General features: G+C 64.6%; 19 protein-coding genes and 4 tRNA genes. 19 read left to right on the top strand and 4 right to left on the bottom strand.

Annotated features, from left to right (window positions below; genetic code table 11):
• Nucleotides 1–14 precede the first annotated feature (14 nt).
• From T31B1_RS10390 to T31B1_RS10380, 3 genes are all read left to right on the top strand, one after another.
• Entirely contained in the window at nucleotides 15–392 is a 378-nt protein-coding gene (locus tag T31B1_RS10390) for an FmdB family zinc ribbon protein (protein ID WP_353249402.1), read from the top strand.
• A 98-nt stretch (nucleotides 393–490) separates the two neighbouring features.
• Nucleotides 491–2,275 carry an aspartate--tRNA ligase gene (gene aspS / locus T31B1_RS10385; RefSeq protein WP_353249615.1) on the top strand — a complete coding sequence of 595 codons (1,785 nt, stop codon included), beginning with the start codon at nucleotides 491–493 and terminating at the stop codon, nucleotides 2,273–2,275.
• A gap of 216 nt (nucleotides 2,276–2,491) precedes the next feature.
• The gene (locus T31B1_RS10380) at nucleotides 2,492–5,404 is read left to right on the top strand and encodes a beta strand repeat-containing protein (protein WP_353249401.1); all 2,913 of its coding nucleotides are present in this window, start codon (nucleotides 2,492–2,494) and stop codon (nucleotides 5,402–5,404) included.
• A gap of 424 nt (nucleotides 5,405–5,828) precedes the next feature.
• Here T31B1_RS10380 and T31B1_RS10375 read toward each other — a convergent pair whose 3' ends face one another.
• Complete coding sequence (locus T31B1_RS10375) at nucleotides 5,829–7,274, bottom strand: DUF5666 domain-containing protein (protein WP_353249400.1); 1,446 nt, start codon at nucleotides 7,272–7,274, stop codon at nucleotides 5,829–5,831.
• Nucleotides 7,264–8,103: a DUF6502 family protein gene (locus tag T31B1_RS10370; RefSeq protein WP_353249399.1), complete on the bottom strand. Its 840-nt coding sequence runs from the start codon at nucleotides 8,101–8,103 to the stop codon at nucleotides 7,264–7,266. Before T31B1_RS10370 ends, T31B1_RS10375 begins: the two co-directional genes overlap by 11 nt.
• Before the next feature lie 115 nt (nucleotides 8,104–8,218).
• Between T31B1_RS10370 and nadA the strand changes: the two genes are divergently transcribed.
• From nadA to thiL, 9 genes are all read left to right on the top strand, one after another.
• Entirely contained in the window at nucleotides 8,219–9,319 is a 1,101-nt protein-coding gene (gene nadA / locus T31B1_RS10365; RefSeq protein ID WP_353249398.1) for a quinolinate synthase NadA, read from the top strand.
• Between the two features lie 145 nt (nucleotides 9,320–9,464).
• Nucleotides 9,465–10,754, top strand: coding sequence for a serine hydroxymethyltransferase (gene glyA, locus T31B1_RS10360; RefSeq protein ID WP_353249397.1), 1,290 nt, complete (start codon nucleotides 9,465–9,467; stop codon nucleotides 10,752–10,754).
• Nucleotides 10,755–10,774: 20 nt separating this feature from the next.
• Entirely contained in the window at nucleotides 10,775–11,308 is a 534-nt protein-coding gene (gene nrdR / locus T31B1_RS10355) for a transcriptional regulator NrdR (RefSeq protein WP_353249396.1), read from the top strand.
• Complete coding sequence (gene ribD / locus T31B1_RS10350; RefSeq protein ID WP_353249395.1) at nucleotides 11,305–12,447, top strand: bifunctional diaminohydroxyphosphoribosylaminopyrimidine deaminase/5-amino-6-(5-phosphoribosylamino)uracil reductase RibD; 1,143 nt, start codon at nucleotides 11,305–11,307, stop codon at nucleotides 12,445–12,447. Before nrdR ends, ribD begins: the two co-directional genes overlap by 4 nt.
• A 7-nt stretch (nucleotides 12,448–12,454) precedes the next feature.
• Nucleotides 12,455–13,069: a riboflavin synthase gene (locus T31B1_RS10345; protein WP_353249394.1), complete on the top strand. Its 615-nt coding sequence runs from the start codon at nucleotides 12,455–12,457 to the stop codon at nucleotides 13,067–13,069.
• An 81-nt stretch (nucleotides 13,070–13,150) separates the two neighbouring features.
• Entirely contained in the window at nucleotides 13,151–14,284 is a 1,134-nt protein-coding gene (ribBA, locus tag T31B1_RS10340; RefSeq protein ID WP_353249393.1) for a bifunctional 3,4-dihydroxy-2-butanone-4-phosphate synthase/GTP cyclohydrolase II, read from the top strand.
• 75 nt (nucleotides 14,285–14,359) lie between these two features.
• Nucleotides 14,360–14,839, top strand: coding sequence for a 6,7-dimethyl-8-ribityllumazine synthase (gene ribH / locus T31B1_RS10335; protein WP_353249392.1), 480 nt, complete (start codon nucleotides 14,360–14,362; stop codon nucleotides 14,837–14,839).
• Nucleotides 14,840–14,848: 9 nt separating this feature from the next.
• Nucleotides 14,849–15,364 carry a transcription antitermination factor NusB gene (gene nusB, locus T31B1_RS10330; RefSeq protein WP_353249391.1) on the top strand — a complete coding sequence of 172 codons (516 nt, stop codon included), beginning with the start codon at nucleotides 14,849–14,851 and terminating at the stop codon, nucleotides 15,362–15,364.
• Between the two features lie 23 nt (nucleotides 15,365–15,387).
• Nucleotides 15,388–16,347, top strand: a complete 960-nt coding sequence (gene thiL, locus T31B1_RS10325; protein ID WP_353249390.1) for a thiamine-phosphate kinase — start codon at nucleotides 15,388–15,390, stop codon at nucleotides 16,345–16,347.
• 12 nt (nucleotides 16,348–16,359) lie between these two features.
• Here thiL and T31B1_RS10320 read toward each other — a convergent pair whose 3' ends face one another.
• A complete protein-coding gene (locus T31B1_RS10320) occupies nucleotides 16,360–17,610 on the bottom strand; it encodes an ankyrin repeat domain-containing protein (RefSeq protein ID WP_353249389.1) in 1,251 nt (416 codons plus the stop codon).
• A gap of 94 nt (nucleotides 17,611–17,704) precedes the next feature.
• Between T31B1_RS10320 and cysS the strand changes: the two genes are divergently transcribed.
• A complete protein-coding gene (gene cysS, locus T31B1_RS10315) occupies nucleotides 17,705–19,099 on the top strand; it encodes a cysteine--tRNA ligase (RefSeq protein WP_353249388.1) in 1,395 nt (464 codons plus the stop codon).
• Between the two features lie 18 nt (nucleotides 19,100–19,117).
• On the opposite strand, the gene folD is transcribed toward cysS, so the two are convergent.
• A complete protein-coding gene (gene folD, locus T31B1_RS10310; RefSeq protein ID WP_353249387.1) occupies nucleotides 19,118–19,981 on the bottom strand; it encodes a bifunctional methylenetetrahydrofolate dehydrogenase/methenyltetrahydrofolate cyclohydrolase FolD in 864 nt (287 codons plus the stop codon).
• Between the two features lie 512 nt (nucleotides 19,982–20,493).
• On the opposite strand from folD, the gene T31B1_RS10305 reads away from it, so the two are divergent.
• The 6 genes from T31B1_RS10305 (at nucleotide 20,494) to tig (ending at nucleotide 24,200) form a co-directional block, all read left to right on the top strand.
• Nucleotides 20,494–20,570, top strand: a tRNA-Pro gene (locus T31B1_RS10305).
• 62 nt (nucleotides 20,571–20,632) lie between these two features.
• Nucleotides 20,633–20,708 (top strand) — tRNA-Arg (locus T31B1_RS10300).
• Nucleotides 20,709–21,309: 601 nt separating this feature from the next.
• Nucleotides 21,310–21,385, top strand: a tRNA-His gene (locus T31B1_RS10295).
• A gap of 94 nt (nucleotides 21,386–21,479) precedes the next feature.
• A tRNA-Lys gene (locus T31B1_RS10290) sits at nucleotides 21,480–21,554 on the top strand.
• Nucleotides 21,555–21,721: 167 nt separating this feature from the next.
• Nucleotides 21,722–22,735 carry an aldo/keto reductase gene (locus T31B1_RS10285; RefSeq protein WP_353249386.1) on the top strand — a complete coding sequence of 338 codons (1,014 nt, stop codon included), beginning with the start codon at nucleotides 21,722–21,724 and terminating at the stop codon, nucleotides 22,733–22,735.
• 139 nt (nucleotides 22,736–22,874) lie between these two features.
• Nucleotides 22,875–24,200, top strand: a complete 1,326-nt coding sequence (gene tig / locus T31B1_RS10280) for a trigger factor (protein WP_353249385.1) — start codon at nucleotides 22,875–22,877, stop codon at nucleotides 24,198–24,200.
• Nucleotides 24,201–24,250 lie beyond the last annotated feature (50 nt).

Here is a 24,250-nt window from a genome sequence, read left to right as displayed (position 1 = left end):
AAGGGGATCAATTCATGCCGATCTATGAATATGTCTGCCGCGAATGCGGCGAAGAAGTCGAAAAACTGCAGCGGTTGTCCGACGATCCGCTGACCGATTGCCCGGCCTGTGGCCAGCCCGCGCTCAAGCGCAAGATATCGGCCGCGGGATTTCGCCTGGCCGGCGGCGGCTGGTACGAAACCGATTTCAAATCGGACGGCAAGCGTAACTTGGCCGGCGACAGCGGCGGCGCGAAGTCTAGCGCTTCGAATAGCGACAGTAAGGCCGGCGACAGCGGATCGAGCAAGTCCGAATCCGCCAAGACGTCCGCCGCGGGAAAGGACAGCGGGAAGCCGGCGGCCAAGGCCAAGAACGACAGCAAACCTGCGTCCGGCGCCTCGACGGCGAGCTGAGACGCGTTCGGGATCGGGCGGTCGTCGGACTACCGGCGACGGCCTGCCTCTTGCTAGACTCGCGCTCTTTTGCACAGCCGATAAAGGCGCCTGCCATGATGCGATCCCACTACAACGGCGATGTAACCGCCGCTGCCATCGATAGTGAAATTACCGTTTGCGGGTGGGTTCATCGCCGCCGCGACCACGGTGGCGTCATATTCGTGGATCTGCGAGATCGCAGTGGTCTGATTCAGGTCGTGTTCGACCCCGATGAGGCTGAAACCTTCGCGGCGGCTGAAAAGTTGCGCAGTGAGTACGTCATTCAGGTCACCGGTCGCGTGCGCGCACGCCCGGCTGGCACGGTCAACACGAATCTCGCATCGGGCGAGATCGAGGTCTACACCCAGGCGCTGACGGTACTCAATGCCTCGGAAACGCCGCCACTTCAGCTCGACGAGACCGAAACGGTCGGCGATGCCGCGCGCCTGCGTTATCGCTATATCGAGCTCCGCAAGCCGCGCATGCAACGTCATATGCAGTTGCGTGCCCAGGTGACACGGGCGGTGCGGGGCGCACTCGACGAACTGGGCTTTCTCGATATCGAGACCCCTATTCTTACCCGTGCCACGCCTGAAGGCGCGCGCGATTATCTGGTGCCGAGCCGGACGCAGCCGGGGCATTTCTTTGCCTTGCCGCAGTCGCCGCAGTTGTTCAAGCAGCTGCTCATGGTTTCCGGCATGGACCGCTATTACCAGATCGCCCGTTGTTTTCGCGACGAGGATCTGCGGGCCGATCGGCAGCCCGAGTTCACCCAGATCGACATCGAGGCCTCGTTCGTCGATGCCGACGACATCATGTCGATCAATGAAACCATGATTCGTGCGCTGTTCGCCGACGTGCTGGACGCCAAGCTGCCGGACCCGTTCCCTCGCATGAGCTATGCCGAAGCGATGCGTCGCTTTGGTTCGGATAAGCCCGATCTGCGTATCGACCTCGAACTGGTCGATATCGCGGATCTGGTCGCCGATGCCGATTTCAAGGTATTTTCCGGCCCGGCCAACAATGACACGGGCCGAGTGGCCGTGCTGCGCGTGCCCGGGGGCGCCACGTTGACCCGTAAGCAGATCGACGGCTATACCGAGTTCGTCGGTCGCTACGGGGCGAAAGGGCTGGCCTACGTCAAGGTCAACGATGTTGCCGCCGGCCGCGACGGGTTGGCCTCGCCGATTCTCAAGTTCCTCTCGGATGACGCCATTGCCGGTATCGTCGAGCGGAGCGGCGCCGCCGACGGGGACCTACTGTTCTTCGGCGCCGACTCGGAAAAAGTCGTCAACGATGCGCTCGGTGCGTTGAGAGTCCGGCTCGGCCACGACCTGGACCGGGTCGCCGAGGGCTGGCAGCCGCTCTGGATCGTCGACTGGCCGATGTTCGAGTACGACACAGAAACCAAACGCTGGTATGCCGCGCACCACCCGTTCACCGCCCCGGCGGTGAACGATCCGAAGGCGCTCAAGGCCGCGCCGCACGAAGCCCGAGCCCAGGCCTACGACATGGTGCTCAACGGTTCGGAGGTCGGCGGCGGCTCCGTGCGTATCCATACCCCGGAAATGCAGCAGGCCGCCTTCGACGTTCTCGGTATCAGCCCCGAAGAGGCAGAAGAAAAATTCGGTTTTCTGCTGGAGGCGCTCAAGTTCGGCGCACCGCCCCACGCGGGTATCGCGTTTGGGCTGGATCGCCTGGTCATGCTCATGGCCGGTGCGGATTCGATCCGCGAAGTGATCGCCTTTCCCAAGACCCAGACGGCCACCGATCTGCTCACCGGCGCGCCTGGCCAGGCAGATAATGCGCAGTTGCGCGAACTGGGCATTCGTTTGCGAACCAAGACAGACGCGGGCGGCTGACGTCCCGGGGCGGGGCGTAACGCGGCCGCCCAATAGATTGCAGCGTACTGACCAAGGCCGGCGGAACCGAGTTTCGCCGGCTTTTTTCGTTGTATTCCGCACGCGTGTTTGACTCGCCGATGCCAATAGGGAAATTATTCCCAAAACGGGTTCGGGGGTCACTCCCCATCGGCGGCGCGCCCATCGCGTCAAAACGCAGTAGGGAAGGAACACGTCATGAACAGTCCATCGAGGCCGCGGTTGCGGTTACGTCAACAGGTCAGGGCCGCCATTGCCGGCACGGCCTTGGTCGTGGCCGCTCCGGGTGCATTTGCGGCCACCATCACCGTCACAACCACGGCCGATGGCCAGGGCGGCGCCGATTGCACGCTTCGCGATGCCATCAATGCTGCCAACGGCAATGTCGCAGCGGGCGGCTGCATGGCCGGCGACGACAACAACGACATGATCGTCTTCGGCAGCGGCGTGGCGGGTCAGACCATTACTCTCGGCGGCACGGCGCTGCCTACGGTGATGGCAGGGTCCGCGTTGACCATCGGCATGCAAGGTGACGACAACGCAAATGTCACGATCGATGCCGACACGCAAAGCCGTATCTTCACCAACCAGGGCATGCTCACACTCAACGGCCTGACGTTGGTCAACGGCGTGGCGACCACCGCTGACGGCGATGCCGACGCGCGTTCGGGCGGGGCGATTCTCAACGACGACGGCGGCGTGCTGGTCGTCAATGGCGGTGCCATGAACAACAACACCGCCGACCGGGCCGGCGGTGCCATTGAGGAGGCCTCGGGAGCCAGCAATGGAGACGACAGCGACGACGGCACGGACAACGTGGCCGTCACGCTCAACGGGGTGGATTTCTCCGGAAACGATGCCGGTGCGAACCCGGGTAACGGTGGTGCGCTGCATGTGACCGGCAGCGCCGATATCGTGGTCAACGGCGGAACCTTCGACGCGAACACCGCGACCGAAGGCGGCGCCCTGTGGAACAACGCCGGTACGATGACCGTCGACGGCGCGACATTCACGGCCAACACGGCTACCGGACCGGCGGCCGATGAGGGGGGCGGCGCAATCTTCGGTGAGGCCACCGGCGGTACGATCCGGGTCACCGACTCGAGTTTTGCCAACAACAGCGCCGGCAGCGATGACGAGACCAGTTCGTCCTCGGGTGGCGCGATCCTGCTCAGAGCGGGTGGCACGCTGAGCGTGGCCGACTCGTCGATGAAGGGCAACAGCGCGAATCGGGCCGGCGGGGCGATCGAAGTCCTGGGCGATACCACGACCACGCTCGATAACGTCACGGCGACCGGCAACAACGCCGGCATGAATCCGGGCAACGGCGGTGTGGTGCATGTCACCGGTGACGGCGATGTGAACGTCATTGGCGGGCTGTATGCGAACAACGTGGCTGTCGAAGGCGGTGCGTTCTGGAACAATCAGGGCGAGATGAGTTTCGATGGCGTGTCGATAGTGGGCAACGAGGCCACCGGCGCGGACGCCACGCAGGGCGGCGGCGGTATCTACGCTGAGACCAACGCCGACGGCGACAGTGGGTCGCTGACGATTGTCAACAGCCGTATCGCCAACAACACGGCCAGTGGCACGTCCGGCTCCGGGGGCGGTATCCTGGTCAGCCCGAACGCCAGTGCTGAGATCACCGATACGCGTATCGCCGGCAATAGCGCACAGCGTGCCGGTGGCGGTATCGAGAACGCAGGCGGTGCGGTCACCATGACTCGGGTCACCCTGGGTGGGACCGACAGCAGTGCGGCCAACGATGCCGGCGCGAACCCCGGCAACGGCGGTGGCCTGCATATCGGCGGTGCCGGTACCACGGCCATTACGCGCTCGTCGGTCGGCTACAACACCGCGGTCGAAGGCGGTGGTCTGTGGAATTCGGGGGCGGGTACGCTGACCGTCGATACCTCGACCGTGTCCAATAACACCGCTGATACCGGTGCCGGCGTCTATCTCGACGGCGCGGGCGGTACCATCACGCTGGAGTCGGTCTCGGTGACCCAGAACGTCGGTACCGGCGTGGCCGCCAACACGGATGACGGTATGACCGGCGTCGGCGATTCGATCAGCATCAGCAACAGCTTGATCGCCAACAACGACCCGGATCTGGGCGATGGCGTGTCGGCGTCGAGCGATGATGGCAACGTCGTCGGTGCGGTGACCGTCGGGTCATATCGATTGTTCGGCGGCACCACGGCCACCCAGCCGCTGACCGCGGACAGCGCAGCCGCACTCGATGCGAACGACGGCTGTGGCGATACCGACCAGCGCGGCGCCCCGCGTCCGTTCGATCTGATGGACGACGATGACGACGGCAGCTGTGATGCGGGCGCGTTCGAACTTACCGACGACCCGGTGCTCAGCGTGACCGCCACCAGTCCGTCGTCGGTCACTGCGCAGGACAGCGGCGACACGGACGTGATCGGTTTGACCCTGACCAACGATGACGACAGCGCGGCCACTGTGGCTGGTTTTTCGGGCTACATCGACCGAGGTTCGATGGACGATGACAGCACGGTGGCCCGTCGTCTGATGCTGGCCGGTGTCGCATTGACGGTCTATCAGGACAGCAACGGCAACGGCCGGCGGGACTCGGGTGAGAACCCGGTCGGAAGCGGCACCGTGGCGGACAACGGCACGAACTTCAGCGTCAGCTTCACCAGCGGCGGGGCATCTATCCCGGCGATGGACAGCACCAGCTATGTAGTGACGGCCGATCTGTCGGGCGATGACGGGCAGGCGGTTGCGGCCATCGGCTCGTTCATGCCCTTGTATGCGGGCGGTGCGTTGCTTGGCCTGGTGGGACTGCTGTCGGTCGGCGGCGTACGCCGCCGCACCCAGCTGTTGCTTGTCGTGATGGCTGCGACGATCATCCTCACGGCATGCAGTGACAGCGATAACGACGATAACGTCGGTGTCGATGCGCCGCCGCCCGGGGGTATGAACGGCGGCGGTAACGGCGGCGGCGACCTGATGACCACGGGTCAGTTCCAGTTCGTCGTCCAGTCTCTCGATGCCGGCGCCGCCGATGCCCTGCTGATTGGCGACAACCTGCCGGTCAAGGGCTCGGTCATCCTGTTCGCCGAGGACGATCAGGCCGACTGATCATCGCTGACAGGTGGCGGAATAGCCGGACCGGGGCATATGTCCCCGGTCCGGTTTTTTTGTGCGCCTCATACGGGGGGTAGTGGTTGCGACTCGTGGGCTGGCAGGCCTCGGTGTGACAGGTCTCGTATGCACGACACGCCGCTGAACGGCCATCGATACTGCACCATGCCCGAGTCGTGACGAGCGTACCGCCTCCGGCGGCCGTTTGCCGATATGCCGCAGGCGCGCTTGGCCGGGCTTTGGCGCGTGCACGGGGCCGTCGCGCTGGGTGACTCGAATACGGGCACCGTGGGCGATACGGGTGCCGGTCCGAGTTGTCGATTTGATGCCGAGTCGACCGAGCGTCGAGGGCAGGGCCGGCCATGGCTGGACCCGTGGTGAGCCGCCCGGCGCGCGCCGGGCGGCCTGGTTTGCCGGTTGCTCAGTCGAGCAGGCGCACCGTGCGAGCGATATCGATGCGGCCGCTGTTGTCCGGCCCGGTGGCCTGGGCTCTTGCGCCAGCCGCCGCGGCCTGGAACGCCGAGGCCGTTATGGCCTGTCCATCGGCGTCTTCGAAACGACTGCGGCCGATGTCGGCGACCACGGTCGCGCCGGCAATATTGAGGGTCAGACGATCGTCGCTGCGATCGATGGAATCGATCGGCCCGCGCACCATCGAATCGCCGACCGGATCCGCGTTTACGCGGTCGAGACGGGTCATTACCAGCCCAGCTGCGTCCAGATAGCCGTTGACCTGGACGGTGTCGCCAGCACGCAGGCCAGACAGCCGCAGCCGGCGATCGGCCGGCTCGGCGAGATCGACATACAGCGTATCGGCCGGGACCTGCCAACGTGTGCCAAGCAGTTCCACGCGATCCGGGCCCGCATCGATATCTGTCAGCCGCGCGCGGAGCGTGACCGTCGGGGCCGGCTGGACCGAAATCGTCTCGGCGACGATCTGTTCGCCGCGTCGGTGTCCGCGTATCGAGATCTTCGCCCGCGACGTGATCGGCGCCTGAGACGGCCCGATACGCTCGGCATTACCGATATCCACGGTTTGGCCTGCGAGGGTGAGCGTTTGCCCGTTCACAGCGCTGATGACGCCTTCGAGGAACACTCGTTCTCCGTCGTTGCCTATGCGCTGCTCCGGGCGCGTGATGCGCTCGGCCTCCAGCGGCGTTCCGGTGCCATATTGGCGTCCGTAGACCTGTACATAATCGCCGACCGCCAGCGCTGTGTCGTCGATGGTGGCGTTGTCGTAGCGGACGGTCAGCGCACCGATATCGAAACGGTCCGGAGTTAACGTATCGATCCGGCCCCGGATATCGATGAGCCGGCCCTCGCTGTAATCCGGGCCGTGCTCGATCGAGCTTGCATGCAGCACGTCGTTTGCATCGACCAGACCGCTGACGGCGATCAGATCGCCAGCCTTCAGCGCTTCGGGCTGAGACCGGATGAATCGGGTATCGGCATCGAAACGCACGGTCTGACCGAGGGCGACGAGTTCGCCCGTATTGTCCGGCCGGGTCTCGATACGCTCGATGGGCCCGTCGACCAGACGGTCAAAGGCCAGACGGTCGGCGCGTGCACGGCCGTCATCGTCGATCGTTCCGGCGACTGTAACCACATCGCCGACCCGCAATGCCGACGGCGTTGCCGGGGCGCCGTTGAATCGTACCTGGGCATCGTCGGTGTCGAACTCGATGCCATCGATATAAACGCTGCCGAAACCGGAGACGATGCCGGTGCCTTCGATACCGGCCAGCTGTCCCGTGCCGCCGTCACCGCCCGCGCCGCATCCGGCCAGCAGTGCGGTGATCGCGAGCGCGACCAAGCGCCTGGCACGAAAACCACGGTGGCGACCTGTGCCCGAGCGGCTAATCGTCATCCTTGTGCTCCCCGGGATGTGCTGCATCCTCGAAATAATAGATACCCACGCCAGTGCGAACGACCGGCGGGTTGGCCTCAACGTCGCTGGCTTCGTGATGCTCGAGCCAGTCGTCGAGCGTCTCCAGAAACTGCTGCCCTTGCGTTGCCACCAGGCGGTGGAAGACCGGCAGCACCCGCGGGTCGACCCGTGTATTGAACACGGTCCGCTGGAAATACGGCCGATCCCCGTCCGTTCGAGCGAGGTTGTGCTCCAGGGTCGACAGCAGGTCGTGGCTGGCCGAACCCAGCATGCGCAAGCTCTGTGGATCACTGCCGGCCGGCACATAAGCCCGCTGGGTCACCGACAGGGTGTTGTGCGTACCTCGGGCGACCGCCGCAACGCGCTCGAGCTCCTCGAGAATAGCACTCGCGGGAATATCTCCACTGTAACGTTTGACCAAGGCCGGAAAGCCGGCGGCTTCGTCGTCCAGCGACAGATGGCAAGGCTCGCCCCGATCATTGGTGAAGTCGGGATCTCGATGCCATCCGGAGAGTACGCGCGTCGCCCGGTTGGCGCCGCCCCAGTGATCGGCGGCGAACTCTTCGACCGGCTCCTCGCGCAGGCGTTTGACTTCCTTGCGTGTTAAACCGGTCACCACGGCCACATGGGCGTCGGTGGGGCGGCGGCCGGGCGGGGTGAACGATTCGCGGGCGACCTCTGCATATACCGCGCGCACGATCTCGGAAAAGTCCCGGTAGGCAATACCGTGACGCAGCAGGATACGCACCAGCGGACGAAGCAGCCGATGACAAGCGCGCGCCAGCCACTGATGTGCGGATTCGGTCATGATGGGAATTATATCCCCGTCGACGTCGAATTGACGATATTCGCTGCCTTAGGGCAATGCGGCGGATGGCCCCGGTTGTGGTACATTTCCCGGACGATCCTTCCCTGCCATCGACATGACCGCTACCGCACTGGCCCTGCAGGATTTCGCCCAGTATGACGACGCGGCCTGCGACGCGCGAATTCGCGCGGCCAAGGCTGCTCTGGGCGACCGCTGCGCGATACTTGGCCATCATTATCAGCGCGACGAAGTCTTCGCGCACGCCGATTATTCTGGCGATTCCCTCAAGCTGTCGGCACAGGCCGCGGCATCGGATGCCGAATACATTGTATTCTGCGGCGTGCACTTCATGGCCGAGGTCGCCGATATCCTGACCCGGGACGACCAGCAGGTCATCCTGCCGGATATGGCGGCGGGCTGTTCGATGGCCGACATGGCCAATCTGCGTAACGTCGAACGTGCTTGGCGTGAGCTTTCGGAAGTGCTGGATCCCGATGAGGCGATCACGCCGGTCACCTATATCAACTCGGCCGCAGATCTGAAGGCCTTCTGTGGCCGCCACGGGGGCATCGTATGCACCTCGTCCAACGCCCGAGGGGTGCTGGAATGGTCGTTTTCGCGCCGCGAGAAGGTGCTTTTCTTTCCCGACCAGCATCTGGGGCGCAACACCGCCTTCGACATGGGTGTGTCGCTGGATGAGATGGTGGTGTGGGACTTTGCAAAGCCCATGGGCGGGCTCTCCGTCGAGGCGATACGCAACGCGCGGATGATCCTCTGGAAAGGTTTCTGCTCAGTCCACCAGATGTTTCATCCGAACCACATCAAGAAGTTTCGTGAAGAGCATCCGCAGGGGCGTGTGATCTCGCATCCGGAGAACGCTTTCGAGGTCTGTCAGGCCTCCGATGTGGTGGGTTCGACCGAAACAATCCTCAAGACCGTGCGCGCGAGTGAACCCGGTTCCCACTGGCTCGTGGGTACCGAACTGAACCTGGTCAACCGCCTGCATCACGAGATGGCGCCACGTGGGGTCAGGGTCCAGTTCATGTCGCCCGTGGTGTGCATGTGTTCGACGATGTTCCGTACCGACCCACAGCATCTGGCCTGGGTGATGGATAATCTGGTCGAAGGCCACGTCGTCAATCGTATTCAGGTGGACGCCGACGAGGCACGTCAGGCAAAGGCCGCGCTCGATCTCATGCTCGAGATCACGGCCTGACGGCGCCGGCCGACCCCAACATATGGGGTCGGCCGATGGACTGCGCTACACTATGCGCCCCAACAAACTCCGGAAGCGTATCGCGTCGCACTGCGCCCGCCGGCGGCGTGCTGCGTTCTACGTTCTTCAACCCGAGCATTCGATCATGTTTGACTCCGCCCAGCGTATCGCCGACTTCGACCCGGAACTGGCCTCGGCCATCGCCGACGAGGACCAGCGCCAGGAAGACCATATCGAGCTGATCGCATCCGAGAACTACACGAGTCCGCGCGTCATGGAAGCGCAGGGCTCGCTGTTGACGAACAAGTATGCTGAAGGCTATCCGGGCAAGCGGTTCTATGGCGGCTGCGAGCATGTCGATATCGCCGAGGAGCTGGCGATCCAGCGCGCTTGCAAGCTGTTCGGCTGCGATTTCGCCAACGTGCAGCCGCATTCCGGCGCACAGGCCAACGCCGCGGTCTATCTGGCGTTGGTCAAGCCCGGCGACACCATTCTGGGCATGAGTCTGGATGCCGGCGGCCACCTCACCCACGGCGCGGCGCCGAACTTCTCCGGCAAGAACTATCACGCCGTTCAGTACGGGCTGGACCCCGATACCGGATTGATCGACTACGACGAAGTCGAGCGCCTGGCGACCGAGCACCGGCCGAAGATGGTCGTGGCCGGTTTTTCGGCCTATTCACGCGAGATCGACTGGGCCCGTATGCGTCGTATCGCCGATTCGGTCGATGCCTGGCTGTTGGTCGATATGGCGCATGTCGCCGGGCTGGTGGCGACCGGGCACTATCCGAGCCCGCTGCCGCATGCCCACGTGGTCACGACTACGACACACAAGACACTGCGCGGGCCGCGCGGAGGTCTGATCCTGTCGGCGCACGGTGACGACAAGCTCTACAAGAAACTCAACTCGGCGGTGTTCCCCGGCACGCAGGGCGGGCCGTTGATGCACGTCATCGCAGCCAAGGCGGTCGCCTTCAAGGAAGCGCTGGACACCGATTTCAACAGCTATTGCGCCGCCATCGTGGCCAATGCCAAAGCCATGGCTCAGGTGTTTGTGGACCGCGGCTTCGATGTCGTGTCGGGTGGCACCGACAACCACCTGATGCTCGTGAGTCTTGTCGCCCAGGATATTACCGGCAAGGATGCCGAGGCCTGGCTGGGGCGTGCCCACATCACCGCCAACAAGAACGCGGTGCCCAACGACCCGCGCTCGCCGTTCGTGACGTCCGGGCTTCGTATCGGCACGCCCGCGGCCACCACGCGCGGTTTCGGCGAGGACGATGTGCGACGCGTGGCGTCCTGGATCTGCGACGTGCTCGATGCGTTGGCCGGTGGCGGCGACGTCGAGGCCGTGGCGGCCAGGGTGCGCAGCGCCGTGACCGAACTGTGCGCAGCGCATCCGGTCTATCGCAGCGCCGCCCGCGGCGCGGCGTGATCGAAGCCGGCTGACACGCCGTGCAGTGCCCGTTCTGCGATGAGCGCGCGACCCGGGTGGTCGACTCGCGTCTGGCAGCCGAGGGCAGCCAGGTCCGGCGGCGACGTGAATGCCCGGCCTGTGCCGCGCGATTCACGACCTTCGAGACCGCCGAACTGGTGCTGCCACGGATCGTCAAGAGCGATGGAACCCCCGAACCGTTTGACGAGCGCAAGCTCAGGCAGGGCGTCGAGCGCGCGTTGTACAAACGGCCGGTCGCCGCCGAGTCGATCGATACCGCCATCAGTCATATCCTGCAGCGGTTGCGTACCGACGCCGAGCGAGAGGTTGCCTCGCGGCAACTCGGCGAGTGGGTGATGGAAGAGCTGCGCGAGCTGGACCAGGTTGCATTCGTGCGTTTCGCGTCGGTCTATCGCCGGTTCGAGGACGTCAACGCCTTCCGTGAGGAGATCGAGCGTCTGGAATCCACACCGGGACGACGTAGCGGCCAGCTGTCGCTGATCGAAAATACGCCGCTGCCCGACCCGGCCAACGGAGACGAGGGCACAGGATGAACGACACGCCAGTCAGACGTTCGGTGCACGCCTACTACATGCAGCGCGCGATCGAACTCGCGCGCCGTGGTTGGTACACCACGCGTCCGAATCCGCGTGTCGGGTGTGTCGTGGTGGTCGATGAGCAGGTGGTCGGTGAGGGCTGGCACGAGCGAGCCGGCGAGCGGCACGCCGAGCCGGCGGCTCTGGCCGACGTCGAGCAACGCGGCGGTAGCGCGCGCGGTGCCACGGTCTACGTCACACTTGAGCCCTGCAGCCATACCGGACGCACGCCGCCCTGTGTCGATACGCTGATCGATGCGGGGGTGACGCGCGTGGTCATTGGCTGTCTCGATCCCAACCCGCGGGTGAACGGCCAGGGTGTGGCACGTCTGCGCGCGGCCGGCATCGACGTGGTCACCGATATTCTGGCCGAAGGCTGCGCCGCACTGAATACAGGCTTCAACATGCGTATGACGGTGGGTCGGCCACGCGTGCGCGTGAAGCTGGCCATGAGCCTGGACGGCCGAACGGCGGCAGCCAGCGGGCAGAGCCAGTGGATCACCGGCGATGAGGCCCGCTCGGATGTTCACCGGCTGCGCGCCGAGTCCGGCGCGGTTCTGATCGGCCGTGGAACCCTGTTGGCCGACGACCCGTCGCTGACCGTGCGCCTGCCGGGCCAGTGGCCGCAGCCATTGCGAGTGGTGGTCGACGGCAATCTCGAAATCACTTCGCAGGCGCGCATGCTCGGGCTGGACGGGTGTACCCGAGTGTTCACCCTCAGCGGCGACAGCAAGCGCATCGCCGCACTCGAGTCGGCCGGTGCACGTATCGATCGGGTGCCCGCAAACAACGGTCGCGCGGATCTTTCCGCGGTATTGACCGCGCTGGCCGAAGACGAGATCAACGATGTACTGGTCGAGGCCGGCCCGACGCTGGCCGGCGCGTTCGCACGGGCCGGGCTGGTGGACGAATTCATCATTTACATGGCGCCGACGCTGATCGGGCATGCCGGCCGCGAACTGCTGCGGCTCGACGGCGTGACCGAGCTCGACCAGGCCCTTGCCCTGCATATTGAGGCGATCGAGCCGGTGGGGCGCGATTGGCGGATCCGGGCACGGCCGGCCAACACGGCCGAGGCGGGCCACAACGAGGACTAGAACCAGCATGTTCACCGGCATCATCAAGGGAATCGGCACGGTGGCCGACCTTCAGGCGCGCGGCGGCGATACCCGGATCACCATCGACATGAACGACACGGATCTGGGGCCGATCGCGATTGGCGACAGCATCGCGGTGTCCGGCGTATGTCTGACCGCGGTCGAGCTCGATGGCAGCCGATTCGTGGCTGATGTGTCGCAGGAGACGCGATCGCTGACGACGCTGGGCCGGCTCGAAACGGGGTCGGCGGTGAATATCGAAGGAGCGTTGCGCGCGGGCGAGCCCTTGGGCGGCCATATGGTGTCCGGCCATGTCGATGGTTTCGGACGGCTAGAGCGTGCGACCCGGGATGCTCGATCGTGGCGCCTGATCTTCTCGGTGCCGGCGGCACTGGTGCGGTTCATCGCTGCCAAGGGCTCGATCTGTGTCGACGGCATCAGCTTGACGGTCAACGAGGTCAGCGGCGATCGTTTCGGCGTCAATATCGTGCCCCATACCATGTCCCACACCACGCTGGGTAAACGCGAGATCGGTGATTCGGTCAATATCGAGATCGACGTCGTCGCGCGCTACCTGGCCCGTTTGGCGGCGGTGCCGGGGCCAGCCGAGCCGCCGGCTTAGCGACCGTCGGCAGCGCCGGCCGGTGCTAGACTGCGGCGCGACACAGCGCCCGGCGCGCCCGTTCCAAAGGCAAGGATAACCATGGCTATCAGCCCTATCGAAGATGTCGTCGCCGACATGCGTGCCGGACGCATGGTGATCATGCTCGATGATGCGAATCGCGAAAACGAGGGCGATCTCATCATGGCCGCCGAATGCGTACGCCCTGAGGACATCAACTTCATGGCCCGCTACGGGCGCGGCCTGATCTGTCTGACGCTCACCCGGGAGCGCTGTCGTCAACTGCACCTGCCCTTGATGGTTGCCGCCAGTGATGTCGAGCAGTCCACCAATTTCACGCTATCGATCGAGGCAGCCGAGGGCGTGACCACCGGGATATCGGCACACGACCGCGCCCAGACCGTGCGAGCTGCGGTGCGTCGCGATGCCACCCCGTCGGATCTGGTCCAGCCCGGGCATATCTTTCCGCTGATGTCGCAGCCTGGCGGCACGCTCGCCCGGGCCGGCCATACCGAGGCAGGCTGCGATCTGGCGCGCCTGGCCGGGCTTGAACCGGCCTCGGTGATCGTGGAGATTCTCAATGAGGACGGTACGATGGCGCGCCTGCCGGATCTGGAGGCGTTTGCGGCCGAGCACGACATCAAGCTGGGCACGATCGCCGATCTAATTCGATATCGCATCGAGAACGAGCGTACGGTCGTGCGGGTGACCGAGTCTCAGGTCCAGACCGAGTTCGGCCCATTCACGCTGTATTCGTTCGAGGACGAGGTCGACAAGGTGCTGCACTTTGCCATGGTGCGAGGCGAGATCGACGCGGATACGCCGACGCTCGTGCGCGTGCACGTGCGCAACACGCTGGCCGACATGCTGGGCGTTCGGCACGGCGAGTTCGGCTGGCCGCTACGCGATACGCTCGCGCGGGTGGCCGAACAGGGGTGTGGCGTGGTGGTCGTACTACGCAAGCCCGAGACCGCGCGTGAGCTGATCGAACGGATACGCGTGCTCGAGGGTGGGACGCCGGCGCCCGTGCCGGACGAGGCCGGCGACGAAAGCCGGATACTGCGTACCTACGGCGTCGGCGCGCAGATACTCACGGATCTGGGCGTGCGGCGCATGCGGGTGCTCTCGGCGCCGATGCGCATGCAGGCGATATCGGGGTTCGGTCTGGAGGTCGTCGAATACGTCCAGGGGCGTGAGGAGCTCACCTCGGGCTGAATGTCGATGACGCCGTGCACCGGCGGCTGGACGGGCATGCAATAATGCGCGCCTGAATGCTCAGCCGAGACCAACATGCGCAATATCCAGGGTGAATTCAACGGCGACGGTCTGCGGATCGCGATCGTATCCACGCGGTGGAACGACGACATCGTGGATCGGCTGGTCGACGGTGCGGCCGATGTGCTCACCGATTGCGGTGTGGACGACGACGACATCACGCTGGTCAAGGTGCCCGGTGCGTTCGAGTTGCCGCTGGCCGCCGATCGGCTGGCCGACAGCGAGGATTACGACGGCATCATCGCGCTTGGGGCCGTCATCCGCGGCGAAACCCCGCATTTCGATTTCGTAGCCGGCGAATGCGCCAAGGGGCTGTCGGCCACGGCGCTCGAGTACGGTGTACCGGTCGGTTTCGGAGTGATCACCGCCGATACCGCCGAGCAGGCCGATGCCCGTGCCCAGCCTGATGAAGACCACAACAAAGGCGCCGAGGCCGCGGCGGCCGTGATCGAGATGATCACGCTGCTGCGCGCGATTGGCAGCGACACGGAATAGAATCACGCCGTGATCATCAATGACGATCAGGTTCGCTACGAGCCACTCGACCCGGATACTGACGACGCCGATCAGCTGCCTGCCCCGACGCGTTCCCCCGGCGGCGCACGCATTCGTGCGCGCATGGCCGCGGTCCAGGCGATCTACCAGTGGCGTATCAGCGGCACCGAGATCGGCGAACTCATTCTCCAGTTCGCGCAAGCCGGTCGCCTGCGTGAACTCGATCGCGACTATTTCGAGATGCTGTTGCGCGGGGTTGCCCACGACGCGACGGCGCTCGAGGCCGTGTTCGATCGCCATTTGAGCCGTCCCGCGGCGCAGTTGGACCCGGTCGAACACGCCATTCTCCTGCTGGCCACGCTGGAACTGCGTGACCGGGTCGAGATCCCGTTTGCGGCGGTCATCAACGAAGCCACGAACCTGGCCAAGGTCTTCGGCGCGACCGACGGGCACCGGTTCATCAACGGCGTGCTGGATGCGACTGCCCGGGATCTGCGCGCTGCCGAGATTCGCGCGCGCAGCTGAAGCGCGTCCGAGCCGGTCGGCGCATGCAGGAGTTCGCACTCATCGACCGCTTGCGTTCCCGTCTGCGCGCGCGCCGCGCCGATACCACGCTCGGGATCGGCGATGATGCGGCGCTGCTGGCCCCCCCGGCAGGTCACGAAATTGCGGTCACGACCGATACGCTCATTTCGGGCCGGCATTTTCCGCCCGACACCTCGGCCTTCGATATCGGCTACAAGGCTGTTGCGGTCAATCTCAGCGACCTGGCAGCCATGGGGGCGGTACCGGCCTGGTTGACGATCGCGCTGGCGGCGCCGGACCTCGAGCCGGCCTGGTGCGAGGCATTCATCGACGGTGCCGAGGCCGCCATCGGCTCGGCCGAGGTCGATATCGTGGGTGGCGACACTACCCGCGGCGCGCTGGCGATCACGATCACCGCTCTGGGCTTGGTACGGTCTGGCCAGGCGATGCGGCGCGATCGGGCGCAGCCGGGTGATCTCGTGGCCGTGACCGGTACGTTGGGCGATGCCGCCTGCGGCCTGAGTCTGTGGTCCGAGCGTGAGAACGACCGGAGCGCGGACGCCCTGTACCTGCGCGAGCGCCTGTGCCGACCGCAGTGGCGTGCGACCGATGCGCTGTGCGGGCAGGTGAGTGCCGCGATCGATATTTCCGATGGCCTGGCGGCCGATCTGGGCCACGTTCTGAAGGCCAGCGACGTCGGCGCGACGCTCGATCCGAGTCGGCTGCCGACTTCGCCCGCCTTGGCGCGCCAGGTTCCCGAGGCCGGTGCGCGCCACCGGCTACAGCTGGCCGGCGGTGACGACTACGAACTGTGCCTGATCATCGCCCCCCGTCTGCTGGCGGAAGTTCGCACGGCCCTGGACTGCCAGTTGACCGTGATCGGCCGGATCGAGGCCCGACCGGGTCTGCGTTATGAGAATAGCGATGGGCAACCGTTGGAACCCTTGGCCGGGGCCGCGCCCGGTTGGGACCATTTCGGGTAAACCCGGAGCGGTTCAGCGCGAACAGGCCGGCTCGAAGCCCAGAGCACAGGCTTTGGCGAAATACGGTCCGGCGCGCTCTGCTTCGCCCAGCCCGCGCCGGCTCTCGCCCAGCAGGTAGAGCGCGCGCGGATTGTCGGGTTCGGCCGCGACGAGGCGGCCCAGCGGAGCGATCGCCCGAGCGAAATCGCCGTGATCCACGTACAGCCGTGCCAGCGCTTCGCGTGCGGCGTGCAGCTGGTCGTCATAGGCAATGGCGGCGCGCAGGTCGGCCGCGGCCGGTTCGCTGGCGCCGGTCGCCGCGCGGGCGAGTCCCCGACGATAGTACGCCTGCGCCTGGTCCGGCTGGAACGCGATGGCATCGCTGAAGGCAGCGACCGCATCGGCATAGCGGCCGTCGGTATACGCCGCGCGGCCTCGACGCAGCGCCCGTTCGGCCGCATAGCGACGATAGCCGGTCGCCCCGTTGGCTCGCAGCAGGTCGATTATCTCGGGCCGATCATCGGTGACCGCTCGGGCCAGCGGTGTCTGCCCGACGACCGCGGCATCAGGCGGCGCGCCTCGTGCGAGCAACAGTCGTACCGCGCCGGGGTGGCCGCCGGCTACCGCCTGATATAGCGGCGTCTGGCCCTGTCGATTTCGGGCGTTGATGTCCGCGCCGAGATCCAGCAGATAGGCGATCATCGGCCGATGACCGGCGCGTGCGGCCATCAGCAAGGGGGTGTTTCCGTGTATGTCCGGATGGTCAAAATCCGCGCCGGCAGCGACCAGGATATGGGCGATCTCGGTGTTGGCCTGGTCTGTCTGCCATGCGGCCTGCCATAGCGGTGTCTGGTTCCACTTGTTGGCCGCATCGACGCGTGCGCCGTGTACAAGGAGTGCGCGCGCGATCGCCGGATGATAGCGATCGGCCGCCCAATGCAGCGCGGTAAAGCCGTTCTGTCCGTCGCGTGCTTCCAGTCCGGCATGCCGGGCCAAAAGTGCATGCACCACGCCGAGGTGGCCGTGCTGGGCGGCGAGAATCAGCGGCGTGCGGCCACGTCGGGTTCGCAGGTTGACCGACAGACCGTTGTCCAGAATCGACTCGACGCCGGCTCGGTCGCCGCGTGCGGCCGCATAATGCAGACACTGCCAGCCCCGGTGCTTGTCCGTGGCCCGGTCGTGAATCGTCGATACCGCGCAGCGTATGTCCATGTGTGGATCGAAGGCGATCACGCCCAGCGCGGCGGTCAGCGCGATCGCGAATCCGGCAAGGACGTACTTCATCACGACATGATAAGACACCCACCCCGGCCAAGGGCGAGCGGCGCGGCTTGCCGGAGCCGGTAGAATGCGCGCTCGATCACCGATACGAACAGCCATGCTCGAACTGCACGACAGCCTGAGCGGCCGGCGCCGGCCGCTGGAGACCCTCGAACCCGACCACGTACGCCTGTACGTATGCGGTGTGACGGTCTACGACTACTGTCATCTGGGCCACGCCCGCGTGATGATCGTCTTCGACATGGTGGTGCGTTATCTAAGGGCACGCGGCTGGCGGGTGACCTACGTGCGCAACATCACCGATATCGACGATAAGATCATCAACCGGGCGGCCGAGGTCGGTGAATCGCCGGAGACGATTGCGCAACGGTTCGCTTTGTACATGCGCGAGGATGAGTCCGCCCTTGGCTTGCAGGCTCCGGACAACGAGCCCACTGCCACGGCGCATATCGAGCAGATCCTGGCCATGATCGGCCGGCTGGTCGACAAGGGTTCGGCGTATGCGGCGGACAATGGCGATGTCTACTATGACGTGAGCACGTTCGAAGCCTACGGCAACCTGTCGGGCAAGCGTACGGCGGATCTGCGTTCGGGGGCGCGTATCGCGATCGACGAAGCAAAGACCGATCCGCTGGATTTCGTGCTCTGGAAAGCGGCCAAGCCGGGCGAGCCGAGCTGGCCTTCACCGTGGGGCGACGGTCGTCCCGGCTGGCATATCGAGTGCTCGGCGATGTCCACGCACTGCCTGGGGGATTCGTTCGATATCCATGGAGGCGGTCTGGATCTGCAGTTCCCGCATCACGAGAACGAGATCGCGCAAAGCGAGGCGGCAACCGGTCAGCGGTATGTCGGCACGTGGATGCACAACGGCTTCGTGACGGTGGACGACGAAAAGATGTCGAAGTCGCTCGGCAACTTTCTGACCATCCGCGACGTGCTGGCGCGATACGACGCCGAGAGCGTGCGTTACTTCGTGCTGTCCACACATTATCGTAGCCCACTGGCTTACAACGCCGATGCCATGGACGCGGCGACTAGTGCGCTCACGCGTCTGTATACCGCGCTGCGCGACGCGCCGTCGGGCGGTGATGGGCAAAGGGCGCTCGGCGACTATCGCGAGCGTTTCACGCAAGCAATGGAAGACGATCTGAATACCCCGGCCGCGATCGCTGTACTGTTCGAGCTGGCTCGCGAATGCAATCGGCACCGCGACCAGCCGGGCACCGCGGGCGATCTTGCCGCGTTGTTGATCGAGCTGGCGGGCCAGATCGGGCTGCTTCAGCAGACACCCGCGGATTTTCTCAAGGGCAACGATCGCGATCTTGCCGAAGGCGGACTGGACGGCGCGACCGTCGATTCGATGGTCGAGCAACGGCTGGCAGCTCGACGAGATCGGGATTTCGCTACCGCCGACCGTATCCGTGACGAACTGACCGCGGCAGGTATCGTCCTCGAAGACGGACCGGACGGTACACTTTGGCGCCGCGGCTAAGACCGGGGCCCCGGGCGTTCAGCCCCGTGCAGCGTCTCGGGCTTCGGCCGCCTGAAGCGTGTTGGTCATCAGCATCGCCACGGTCATCGGTCCGACGCCCCCCGGCACGGGCGTAATCCATGCCGCGCGCTCTGCGGCGGTGTCGAACTCGATATCGCCCACGAGCTTGCCGCTGTCCAAGCGGTTCATGCCGACATCGACGACCGTGGCGCCTTCGCGAATCCACTCACCCTTGATCAGGCCCGGCTTGCCGACCCCGACCACCAAGATCTCGGCCTGACCGACTTCATACTCGAGGTCGCGGGTGAAACGGTGGCAAACCGTGGTGGTCGCGCCCTTGAGCAGGAATTCCAGCGCCATGGGACGCCCGACAATGTTCGAAGCGCCGATGACCACGGCCTGCCGGCCGTGAAAGGGCTCGTCGATCGCTTCCAGCAACCGGACGATACCCAGCGGCGTGCAGGCGCGCAGTCGGGGCACGCGCTGGGCAAGACGGCCGATATTGTAGGGGTGGAATCCGTCAACATCCTTGTCGGGACGAACTCGCTCGATCACCGTGCTGGCATCGATATGGCGCGGCAATGGCAGCTGTACCAGGATGCCGTCGATACTGTCGTCCTCGTTACAGCGATCGATCAGGGCGAGTAGATCTGCCTGGCTGACGTCCGCATCCGGATAGATCGCCTGTGAGACCAGACCAGCCTGCTCGCAGGCCTCTATCTTCTTGCCGACATAAATCTGCGAGGCCGGGTCGCTGCCCACGAGAATCACCGCCAGCCCCGGCGCGCGTGCGCCGGCCGCCAGGCGGGCGTCGACGGCGCGACGCACCGAGTGTCGGTAATCCAGAGCGATCTGCTTGCCATCGATCAGGCGGGCTGCCATGCGGGTATCGTCGGTCGAATGAGGCCGCGGATTTTCGCATGGCGTGCACGGGCGGACAATTTCGCAAGCTGAACAAGTGCTCGCACAAGCCCGCCTGAAGCGATAGACTTTGCATCCTTCAAGTCGCCGCGAGGTTCGGCGAGAGTACAACGCCGGCACTGCGATGTCGCCGGTCATCGTTCGTTCGAGCGGCGTTACGGTAAGCGGCGGCATGACCGGCGGCCGGCATCGTCACAGTCTTGTCGAGATAGACGATCGATCGCGCAAGCGGGTGCCGAGTGCGGCGGAACAGACGTACGATCGCACGACACGAAAAAAGTTAATCGGGGTATGGCGCAGCCGGGTAGCGCACCTGCTTTGGGGTGAGTCGTATACGACGAACGCCGAGAAACACAGGTTTCGAGGCTGGGTTACTTGTCGAGGCCCCGCCGAGATTAGTAACAGACTGCTCGCAGAGCAGGTGTAGATCGACGCCGAACGGGCGTACGATTGCACGACGAGAAAAAGTTAATCGGGGTATGGCGCAGCCTGGTAGCGCACCTGCTTTGGGAGCAGGGGGTCGCAGGTTCGAATCCTGCTGCCCCGACCATTGAACGGCACTGTTCGAGCAGCGCCGCCGGCGGCCGATTCTTGAGCGGCCGGCCTTTTTTTGCGCCCGTAGCTCAGGGGATAGAGCAACGGCCTTCTAAGCCGTCGGTCGCTGGTTCGAATCCAGCCGGGCGCGCCATTGCTATAGGCCGCCGGAGCGCGGCCTATAGCAATGGCCTATTCGACTCGTTATTCGAACCAGCGACACAACAACGAGCCTGGTTCGACGGATGTGCGTCGGCACATCCGAACAGGGCGGCACCCGCCGCACGGGCCCGAAGCGTGAGCCGTCGGTCGCTGGTTCGAATCCAGCCGGGCGCGCCATTGCTATAGGCCGCCGGAGCGCGGCCTATAGCAATGGCCTATTCGACTCGTCATTCGAATCAGCGACACAACAACGAGCCTGGTTCGACGGATATGCGTCGGGCACATCCGAACACGGCGGCACCCGCCGCGCTGGCCCGAAGGGTGAGCCGGTGCGCAGCCGGCGGGCATTCATCGGGCGAGTACCGGCGTATCCGGGTGCTGGGTGCCACGTGCGCTCGCTTAGGGCCCGCCGCCGGTAACCTTCGTCGAAAAGATGTCCAGGGGCAGGGGTTGGGGCTCGCGCATGTCGCCCGAGTCAGGTGAAGCGATCAGAAGGGGTGGCATCCGCTGGCCAAGGCGACTAGAATACGCGGCCTGCATCGGCTGGCAGGTCAGTTCAAGGCTAACCGGCCGTTGCAGGCTGTTCGTCAGTGGTGGGCGTAGCTCAGTTGGTAGAGCCCTGGATTGTGATTCCAGTCGTCGTGGGTTCGAGTCCCATCGTCCACCCCATTCCAACTCTTGGCGTTGGGGAGCAGCAGCGCTTATTATGGCGCACGACGAGGTTTACTCGTCATCGGCAAGTCGCTATGGCGTCTGGCCACATGGGCCGTTAGCTCAATGGTAGAGCAGTTGACTCTTAATCAATTGGTTGTAAGTTCGAGTCTTACACGGCCCACCAATCATGGTGGTTGAAGAGCCGGTTCCGCAGGGGCCGGCTCTTTTTCGTGGGCCGGCGTGCGCGGCTCGGTCGCCCGTGGCACCCGTCGCCACCTTCTGAAACTCTGAGCTCGCTGTTTCGCATGTCGCACGCTTGAATGGCCGCGCCGCGATCCCATCTCTGTGCGCATGACTACAGCACGACGCCAGACGGAAACGGTGGATCTCAACGGTCAGGCTCTGATCGGCTCGCGTATCGGCCTGGGCACCTGGGCAATCGGCGGCTGGATGTGGGGCGGAACCGATGAGAGCCAGGCGATCCGTACCATCCAGAGCGCGCCCGACCACGGGGTGACTCTGATCGATACGGCACCCGTCTATGGCTTCGGCGCGTCCGAGCAGATCGTGGGCAAGGCGATCCGGCAAGCGTGTCTGCGCGATGATGTGTTGCTAGCCACCAAATGTGGGCTGGCCTGGGACAGTCGCGAGCGCGTGGCCCGAGACGCGCGTCGGCCACGCATTCTAGAAGAGGCCGACGATTCCTTACGTCGGCTGCAGACTGATGTGATCGATCTTTTGCAGGTGCACTGGCCCGATCCGCGTGTGGACGTGCGTGAAACCGCCGAAGCCATGGCGGAATTGAAACAGGCGGGCAAGATCCGCGCGATCGGGGTATCGAATTTCACGCCCGAACAGATGTCGGACTTCGCGGAGGTCGCGGCCATCGATGTCGCTCAGAACCCGTACAACCTGTTCGAACGCCAGATCGACCACGATGTCTTTCCGTGGGTCGTTGAGCACCAAACGCGCCTGCTGGCCTATGGCGCGCTGTGTCGCGGGCTTTTGTCGGGGCGTATGCACGCCGATCGGCAGTTCCCGGGTGACGATCTGCGCAACAACGATCCCAAATTCTCACAGCCGCGGTTCGGTCAGTATCTCGCGGCGGTCCAGGCGCTCGAAGCGTTTGCACAGGAGCACTACGGCACGCATGTGCTCGAGCTCGCGATACGCTGGGTGCTCGATCAGTATCCGGGCTCGGTCGCACTGTGGGGTGCTCGCAAGCCCGAACAACTCGACGCGGTGGACGATGTATGGGGCTGGAAGCTCGACGACTCGGCTCGCGAGCAGATCGCGGCGATCGTGGATCGTCATGTCGACGATCCGGTCGGCCCCGAGTTCATGGCCCCGCCCGCGCGCCGATAACCGTATCCTCACAAGGCGTCGTCGGCCCGGGGTGGCCAGGCTTGATATACTCGAGGGTCAACCTTCGGCCATGGCGCGTGCCTCGACGTGCGTCGCGAGGCCAACACGCAACCTATTCAAGATCGTATAGAGGTAGTTAATGGACGTTTCCGTAGAAAATCCCGGCGGGCTGGCGCGCAAGCTCAAGGTTCAGATTCCCGCTGAACGGGTGAGCCAGGCCGTGGACGCGAAGGTCAAGCGTGTCGGCCAGCATGCCAAGATTCCGGGATTCCGTCCGGGCAAGGCACCGATGAAGGTGCTCTACCAACGTTACGGTGCGCAGGCGCGTCAGGAAGCCGCCGGCGAATTGATTCAGAGCGTGTACCCGGAAGCCATCGAGAAGGCCGAGCTCAATCCGGCCGGTCAGCCGCAGATCGAACTCGGCGAATTCAAGGATGGCGAGCCGCTCGAATTCACCGCGAGCTTCGATGTCTATCCGGACATCGAGCTCACCGGGCTTGACGACATCAAGGTCGAAAAACCGGTCGTTGAAGTGACCGATGCCGACGTCGACAAGACCATCGAGCGTATCCGTGACCAGAACAAGACCTTCGAGGCGGTCGATCGCGAAAGCCGTGATGGCGACCAGGTCGTGGTCGACTACGTCGGCCGTATTGATGGCGAAGCCTTCGAAGGCGGCACCGGCAACGATATCGAGGTCAATCTCGGCGAACAGCAGTTCCTGCCCGACCTGGAGCGCGCGCTGGTAGGCCGCAAGGCCGATGAGCAGTTCGATGTGGATGTCAGTTTCCCCGACGACTACGGTGCGAAGGATCTGGCAGGCAAGACCGCAACGTTCGATGTCACGGTGAAGACCGTGAGCGAGCCCAAGCCGGCAGAAATCGATCAGGCCTTTCTTCAGCAGATGGGTATCGAGGACGGTGGGATCGACGACCTCAAGGCACGCGTGCGCGAATCGCTCGAGCAGGAGGCCAAGCACGCGGTCGACACCAAGGTGAAGACCGATGTGATGGAATCGCTGCATGCGGCCAATCCGATCGACGTACCGTCGGGCATGGTGGCTCAGGAGATCGATCGCATGCGCAAGGAGGCCATGCAGCGCATGCCCGAGCACATGCAGGGCAACGAAGAGCAGCTCAAACAACTCATGCCCGACGAAGCACTGCGCGAGCAGGCCGAACGGCGCGTCGCGCTGGGCCTGCTGATCGCCGAAGTGATCGCCGACAAGGAGCTCGAGCTCGACTCCGAACGGGTCGATGCGAAGATGGAGGAAATCGCCTCCGGGTACGGCGATCAGGCCGAACAGGTCAAGCAGTACTATCAGCAGAACCCGCAGCTGATGCAGGGGCTGCAGGCGATGGTCATGGAAGAGCAGGTGGTCGATACACTGCTCGAGAACGCGACCGTCACCGAGAAGGAAACCGAACTCGACGAGCTTCTAAACGCTAACCGCCAGCAGGGCTGATACGGCAGGCCGGGCGTCTCGCCCGGCCACTCGCCCCGTGGCGGACAAGG

Origin of the sequence: Salinisphaera sp. T31B1, assembly GCF_040361275.1 — a bacterium.
Classification (GTDB): domain Bacteria; phylum Pseudomonadota; class Gammaproteobacteria; order Nevskiales; family Salinisphaeraceae; genus Salinisphaera.
This window is presented reverse-complemented; position numbering and strand designations above follow the sequence as displayed.

Excerpts from the sequence above, each read along its gene's own strand:
- T31B1_RS10390 (WP_353249402.1), top strand. The coding sequence starts at position 15 with ATGCCGATCTATGAATATGTCTGCCGCGAATGCGGCGAAGAAGTCGAA.
- aspS (WP_353249615.1), top strand. The coding sequence starts at position 491 with ATGCGATCCCACTACAACGGCGATGTAACCGCCGCTGCCATCGATAGT.
- T31B1_RS10380 (WP_353249401.1), top strand. The coding sequence starts at position 2,492 with ATGAACAGTCCATCGAGGCCGCGGTTGCGGTTACGTCAACAGGTCAGG.
- T31B1_RS10375 (WP_353249400.1), bottom strand. The coding sequence starts at position 7,274 with ATGACGATTAGCCGCTCGGGCACAGGTCGCCACCGTGGTTTTCGTGCC.
- T31B1_RS10370 (WP_353249399.1), bottom strand. The coding sequence starts at position 8,103 with ATGACCGAATCCGCACATCAGTGGCTGGCGCGCGCTTGTCATCGGCTG.
- nadA (WP_353249398.1), top strand. The coding sequence starts at position 8,219 with ATGACCGCTACCGCACTGGCCCTGCAGGATTTCGCCCAGTATGACGAC.
- glyA (WP_353249397.1), top strand. The coding sequence starts at position 9,465 with ATGTTTGACTCCGCCCAGCGTATCGCCGACTTCGACCCGGAACTGGCC.
- ribD (WP_353249395.1), top strand. The coding sequence starts at position 11,305 with ATGAACGACACGCCAGTCAGACGTTCGGTGCACGCCTACTACATGCAG.
- T31B1_RS10345 (WP_353249394.1), top strand. The coding sequence starts at position 12,455 with ATGTTCACCGGCATCATCAAGGGAATCGGCACGGTGGCCGACCTTCAG.
- ribBA (WP_353249393.1), top strand. The coding sequence starts at position 13,151 with ATGGCTATCAGCCCTATCGAAGATGTCGTCGCCGACATGCGTGCCGGA.
- ribH (WP_353249392.1), top strand. The coding sequence starts at position 14,360 with ATGCGCAATATCCAGGGTGAATTCAACGGCGACGGTCTGCGGATCGCG.
- thiL (WP_353249390.1), top strand. The coding sequence starts at position 15,388 with ATGCAGGAGTTCGCACTCATCGACCGCTTGCGTTCCCGTCTGCGCGCG.
- T31B1_RS10320 (WP_353249389.1), bottom strand. The coding sequence starts at position 17,610 with ATGAAGTACGTCCTTGCCGGATTCGCGATCGCGCTGACCGCCGCGCTG.
- cysS (WP_353249388.1), top strand. The coding sequence starts at position 17,705 with ATGCTCGAACTGCACGACAGCCTGAGCGGCCGGCGCCGGCCGCTGGAG.
- folD (WP_353249387.1), bottom strand. The coding sequence starts at position 19,981 with ATGGCAGCCCGCCTGATCGATGGCAAGCAGATCGCTCTGGATTACCGA.
- T31B1_RS10285 (WP_353249386.1), top strand. The coding sequence starts at position 21,722 with ATGACTACAGCACGACGCCAGACGGAAACGGTGGATCTCAACGGTCAG.
- tig (WP_353249385.1), top strand. The coding sequence starts at position 22,875 with ATGGACGTTTCCGTAGAAAATCCCGGCGGGCTGGCGCGCAAGCTCAAG.